The organism is Mucilaginibacter sp. P4_G9 (genome assembly GCF_056400985.1).
Window position 1 is genome coordinate 1 of sequence record NZ_JBFUKF010000431.1, and the last position, 4,163, is coordinate 4,163.

Consider the following 4,163-nt stretch of genomic DNA (forward strand, 5'->3'; position numbering starts at 1 on the left):
AAAGAATTTTGCAAAAAAAACAATATCAACCATGTAACCCGCATCGATAAAATTAATGCTAAAGCCGGAAACATAAATAATGCCCTGCAGCAATCTACCGGCGAACTTTGCGTTGTACTTGACCCCGACCATATTCCCTTTCCCGAGTTTCTTGACCCTATAGTATCACACTTTAACAATCAAAAAATTGGTTTTGTACAAGTTGTACAAGCTTATTACAATGCAAACCAGGGGCTAATTGCAAAAGGAGCAGCACAACAAACTTACCAGTTTTATGGCCCCATGATGATGACGATGAACAAGTATGGAACCGTACTTGCAATTGGAGCTAACTGTACATTCCGACGAACGGCACTGGAGTCAATAGGTGGCCATGCCGCCGGGTTGGCCGAGGATATGCATACAGCAATGCAATTACATGCAAAGGGCTGGCAATCTGTTTACGTACCCGCTGTATTGGCCAGGGGGTTGGTACCGGCAACCATATCGGCTTATTATAAACAGCAATTAAAATGGTCGCGCGGAGTATTCGAATTATTGGTTACATCTTATGTTAAGCTATTTACCAAATTTACCTGGCGGCAAAAGTTACACTATGGTCTTATCCCTTTATTTTACCTGTCGGGAATTATATTTTTAATCAATTTTTCAATACCTGTCATTTCCTTGTTCTTTGGTGTTTTTCCGTTCAAGATTGATTTTTCAACTTTTTCAATCATTTGTCTCCCCTTTATTACCTCCGTAGTCCTTATAAGGCATTACGTACAACGCTGGGTTATGGAAGATTCAGAACGAGGTTTCCATGTTGTTGGCGGACTTTTGCTGATTGGAACATGGTGGGTGTTTAACCTTGGCCTTATTTACACCATCATCAGAAAAAATGTACCTTATTTACCTACACCAAAGGATGTGGGCAAAGAAAACAACTTCAAAATTAATTTACCAAACATTGCTGTTTTAACCATATCATTAACAGCCATAGTTTATAGTTTATATAACGACTGGAACCCTTTTACCCTTTTTATGGCAGGCGTTGCCGGTTTAAACTGCTTATTTATGATTTTTACGCTATTGGCCAGCGTACAATTCAAATTCAGAGCATATAAAAACCACCACCCGATAATTGCAAACCTGGTTCTTAAAATAAGTAGTTTTAAAAGGCTTTTCTGGCTGTTTAGGCGCAGGCTATATTCCGGTATCAGAAGCGGAGCCCTGATGTTAACGGTACTGATAGCTTGTTCGAGCATTTACATGTTTAATTATAAGCCGTCGGGCGAAGATAAATATCCGATGATCAAGAAAAAAAGCATGTTTCTTTCCGGGATATTTGCGCCTCAGGAACCAAACGGACTATCCTCTATAAAACTTGTAAAAGCATATCAGGATGCCAATAAAACACATGCGGATATCATATCCTTCTATATATCCTGGGGCGATCAACCAAAATGTTACCTGCCTTCTGCCCAAATTGATTCGGTTTATAAAAATGGCTCCATCCCAATGATTACCTGGGAGCCATGGGAAACACTGTTTGAATCCCCGGATTCCGGCGGACATATTTATAATGAAAAAAAGGTTTTTGCTAATATTACGGGCGGAAAGTTTGATGCCTACATTAAACAATTTGCCCTGCAGATAAAAGATCTTAAAAAGCCCGTTTTTTTAAGATTTGCTCATGAGGTAGATAATCCTTTTTATCCATGGTCATCAACCGGCGATAATACAGCCGCGGAGTTTAAAGCTGCATGGAAATATGTACACCAGCTTTTTATAAATAACAATGTTTACAATGTAGTTTGGGTTTGGAATCCATGGAAACAAACCGCTGTTAAGGAATATTTTCCGGGTAAAGATTTTGTAGACTGGATAGGTATTACCGGTTTAAATTTTGGTGAATATAATGAGGATAAAAAATCATATTCTTTTGAACAATTATACAGTCCTTATCATAAACTAATTGGAAATTCGGGATTACCGGTAATCGTGGCCAAAATGGGCTCAGTAAAATTAACCGGTCGCCAGGGCGAATGGTTAAAAAATGGGATGAGAAGCATTAAAAGCAAATTTCCGGAAATTAAGGGATATGTACTTTTTAATTCAGACATCGATAAAAATTTACCGGATGGAAGTACCGGCACAATTGACTGGAAGGTGCCACTGATAGGTAAGCTTTCTCCTTCAATAAAATCGAAAATGAAATCCGAAATATCAAACCGGATCTTTTCGCCTGCAGGCAACTCAAATTCGCCCGTTTATAAAATTGACAGTAATGCCATGTTTTTGTCTGCTCATGGCGTTAATTATACTAAAGGACAATATTGGTATAGAAACTCAGTGGCACTTACAAAAGAAACCGTTGTAAACGATTTAACTGAAATGAAAAAAGCCGGAGTGAACACAGTTAAATTATATGGTGCTAATATATATGACCGTACTATATTTGATGTTGCCAACCGGTTAGGTTTAAAAATTTTCTATGGTTTTTGGATTCAGGAACCGGTTAATTTCATTAATGACCCTGCATTTTTAAATAACCTGAAGAAAAGCATTCTCAAATCTGTAGAGGAGAATAAAGACAATAAAAGTATTATTGCCTGGAATATAGGAAATTATCCATTACAAAAACTGGCTGATTACTATTATAAACCAGAGCTATTTTATCATCAACAAGATTATTTACTTTGGTTAAGGCAATTAGTTAAAGACATAAAGGCAGCGGATCCGCAAAGGATGGTCACAGTGGATGTTTTAGTTTCGCCAATGCTGGAAGAAACAGTAGGAATATTACATACCCATGTACCCGAAATTGACTCCTATGGATTGATATTACCGGAAAACGCATCAGGAAAAGATCAAATAAAAAACTTAAAAGTGCCTTACTTCTTTAGTAATGCCAATGTCCAGGCTTATCTGCGGTTAAATAAAAACAACAATGGCGTATTTATTGATAACTGGCAGGATATGCAAGCTGCCACAACTGTAACATTTAATGGTTTAAAAGATGTTTGGGGACGTAACAAACCTGCTCTTTATCAACTAAGTAAGCACTGGCATGGAAGCGTTGCAAGCAACAGTTTACCGGCAATTAAGATATTGCGTCCGGCGTTAACAACCAACGAAGGGAGTTCATTACCATATCATGCCTTAGTTTATCTTAACAATAACTGGCATATGGCAGGGTTTTTAAATACGGGGTTAAATTTTGAGTGGTATCTTGTTAAAACGAATGCAGATGGCAATGCCATATCTATGGAAAAGCTTGGCATAGGGCCTGATATTAATGTAACTATTCCAAAAAACGCCGCGTTATACAGGCTTTATTTAATTGGTTCAAAAGGTGAAAATATAACTACAACACTATCTATATTAAATATACCGCTGTAGTTTTTAAGCGTTGAAATACCGGCAAGTAATTACAAAAACCACACTGTGAAGAACAAGAGAAACCTTTTCTATATAATTATACTGATTACCATTATCCTGGCTTTTATCGTTATAAGGTTTGGCAAACCTTTTATAAAATCGGTGTTTGTTGATGAGTCCATTGTGAGGAGTTTTGAGCCCGTAATTTGCCTTTACGATCCTGAAAAGAGATTTGATGCTCTACATCCCGAAAGCATCAGGCACTACTCAGTTATATGGAAAAACACCGGAATCTGGTTTAATAAGGAGTATTTAGTGGACGCTTTAAATAAAGGCGATGTGCTGCTTACAATTGAAACCTGGCATAAAAGCAGTTTAACAAGCTCAACCAACAACGTACTAACCGAAACCCTTAACGGAACGTTTGATAAAAAAATAAAAGAATTAGGTGCAATAGTGTCTTTAAGTCATCACCGGGTTTTTATACGCTGGAACCCCGACATGGAGGTGCCCGCTTACCAATACCCCTGGCAATTCCAATCGCCGCAATTGTATATAAAATCTTTTAACTATTTTGCCAGCCATATCAAAAAGGAAGCGCCCAACGTAAAAATAGTATGGGGCCCTTCTGGTTATCCTGGCGATACAGAGTATTGGCCTGGCTCTCGATATGTGGATGTTGCGGGTATTACAATGGGCAGTATTTCAGAAAACTACTCAGTTGCTGATCCCGTCCGTTATGAATCCGCTTCGGAAATGCTGAGGCTAAAATTGCACAGGATGAGATTTGTTAATAAACC

Annotated in this window: 2 protein-coding genes; both read left to right on the forward strand. The window is 38.1% G+C overall.

Annotated elements, in window-relative coordinates:
• The coding region (locus tag AC1DPZ_RS23155; RefSeq protein WP_477407900.1) for a glycosyltransferase family 2 protein at nt 1-3,384 on the forward strand (3,384 nt) is incomplete at its 5' end.
• A gap of 45 nt (nt 3,385-3,429) precedes the next feature.
• The coding region (locus tag AC1DPZ_RS23160; RefSeq protein ID WP_477407902.1) for a glycoside hydrolase family 26 protein at nt 3,430-4,163 on the forward strand (734 nt) is incomplete at its 3' end.